General features: G+C 56.1%; 2 rRNA genes (1 of these 2 cut by a window edge). Both read left to right on the top strand.

Annotation, left to right across the window (positions count from 1 at the left end):
* A 23S ribosomal RNA gene (locus tag ACYQ0O_RS12820) occupies positions 1 to 2332 on the top strand; it begins 765 nt to the left of the window's first position.
* Between the two features lie 43 nt (positions 2333 to 2375).
* Positions 2376 to 2492: ribosomal RNA gene (gene rrf, locus ACYQ0O_RS12815) — 5S ribosomal RNA — on the top strand.
* Positions 2493 to 2500: the final 8 nt, after the last annotated feature.

Genomic DNA, 2500 nt, shown 5'->3' with positions numbered 1-2500 from the left:
GCATAATGAGCCAGCGAGTTACTCTGTGTGGCGAGGTTAAGCACTGTAAGGTGCGGAGCCGTAGGGAAACCGAGTCTGAAGAGGGCGTATAGTCGCACGGAGTAGACCCGAAGCCGGGTGATCTATCCATGGGCAGGGTGAAGCTGGGGTAAAACCCAGTGGAGGCCCGAACCGGTGTAGGATGAAAACTGCTCGGATGACCTGTGGATAGGGGTGAAAGGCCAATCAAACCCGGGGATAGCTGGTTCTCCCCGAAATATATTTAGGTATAGCCTCAGGGATTGTCTTGCGGAGGTAGAGCACTGGAAGGGCTAGGGGCCCCACCAGGTTACCAAACCCTACCAAACTCCGAATGCCGTAAGATGTACCCTGGGAGTCAGACTACGGGTGAGAAGGTCCGTGGTCGAGAGGGAAACAGCCCAGACCGTCGGCTAAGGTCCCCAAATCCATGCTGAGTGGGAAAGGAAGTGGACTGGCTGAGACAGCCAGGAGGTTGGCTTAGAAGCAGCCACCCTTTAAAGAAAGCGTAACAGCTCACTGGTCTAGCTGGTCTGCGCCGAAAATGTAACGGGGCTGAAGCATGGTACCGAAGCCACGGGAGCTAGTTAGACTAGCTCGGTAGGGGAGCGTTCTCTGATGGAAGAAGCCATACCTGTGAGGGGTGGTGGACGTCAGGGAAGTGAAGATGCTGGCATGAGTAACGATAAAGGGGGTGAGAAACCTCCTCGCCGTAAGCCCAAGGTTTCCAGGGTAAAGTTAATCTGCCCTGGGTTAGCCGGCCCCTAAGGCGAGGCCGAGAGGCGTAGCCGATGGGAAGCAGGTTAATATTCCTGCGCCTTCTGATGAGTCGTTTGAGTGATGGGGTGACGCAGAAGGGTAGCCCAGCCGGGGATTGGAAGTCCCGGTGCAAGCCTGTAGGCGGGGGAGATAGGCAAATCCGTCTCCCTGTAAACGCTGAGAGGTGATGGCGAGTCTATAAGACGCGAAAGTGGGTGAGCCCAAGCTGCCGAGAAAAACCTCTAAGCGAGACTCATTAGGAGACCGTACCGCAAACCGACACAGGTAGGCGGGGTGAGCAACCCAAGGCGCTCGAGAGAACTCCAGCCAAGGAACTCGGCAAAATGACCCCGTAACTTCGGGAGAAGGGGTGCTTCTGGGTGTGAAGGTACCAGCTACTGTAGCACCTGGGAGCCGCAGAGAATCGGCGGGGGCGACTGTTTACTAAAAACACAGGTCTCTGCAAAGTCGCAAGACGAAGTATAGGGACTGACGCCTGCCCGGTGCCGGAAGGTTAAGGGGAGGGGTGAGAGCTCCGAACCGAAGCCCCGGTAAACGGCGGCCGTAACTATAACGGTCCTAAGGTAGCGAAATTCCTTGTCGGGTAAGTTCCGACCTGCACGAATGGCGTAACGATCCCCGCACTGTCTCGGCTGGAGACTCGGTGAAATTGGAGTACCGGTGAAGATACCGGTTACCCGCAGCAAGACGGAAAGACCCTGTGCACCTTTACTACAGCCTGGCATTGAACTGTGGGCTATCATGTATAGGATAGGTGGGAGGCTGAGAAGCCTGGGCGCCAGCCTAGGTGGAGCCGTCCTTGGAATACCACCCTTGGTAGTCTATAGTTCTAATCCTGAGGAGTAGAACCTTCCAGGAGACAGTGTCAGGTGGGTAGTTTGACTGGGGCGGTCGCCTCCTAAAGAGTAACGGAGGCGTGCAAAGGTTCCCTCAGGCTGATTGGAAACCAGCCGTTAGAGTGCAAAGGCATAAGGGAGCTTGACTGCGAGAGGGACACCTCGAGCAGGGACGAAAGTCGGCCTTAGTGATCCGGTGGTTCCACATGGGAGGGCCATCGCTCATCGGACAAAAGGTACGCCGGGGATAACAGGCTGATCGCGCCCAAGAGTTCACATCGACGGCGCGGTTTGGCACCTCGATGTCGGCTCATCACATCCTGGGGCTGAAGCAGGTCCCAAGGGTACGGCTGTTCGCCGTTTAAAGTGGTACGCGAGCTGGGTTTAAAACGTCGTGAGACAGTTTGGTCCCTATCTGCTGCGGGCGTAGGAGACTTGAGGGGAGCTGCCCCTAGTACGAGAGGACCGGGGTGGACGATCCTCTGGTGGACCTGTTGTAGCGCCAGCTGCACAGCAGGGTAGCTATGATCGGCCGGGATAACCGCTGAAGGCATCTAAGCGGGAAGCCCCCCCCAAGATAAGGTCTCCCTCCGTAAGGACTAAAGGCCCCTGGGAGACTACCAGGTAGATAGGCCCGAGGTGTAAGCACAGTGATGTGTTTAGCCAACGGGTACTAATAGGCCGAGCGTCTTAACCCTTTGCATGAATAACTTCCCCATCACACCTGTATATAAATTTCGTCCTGGTGGCCATAGGGGAGGGGCAACACCCGATCCCATTCCGAACTCGGAAGTTAAGCCCTCTACCGCCGATGATACTGCGGAACCTAATCCGTGGGAAAGTAGGTAGCTGCCAGGACATTTTTT

This window comes from Desulfothermus okinawensis JCM 13304, assembly GCF_054654515.1.
The sequence above is the reverse complement of the archived record's forward strand: the minus strand, read 5'-3'. Positions and strand labels throughout refer to the sequence as shown.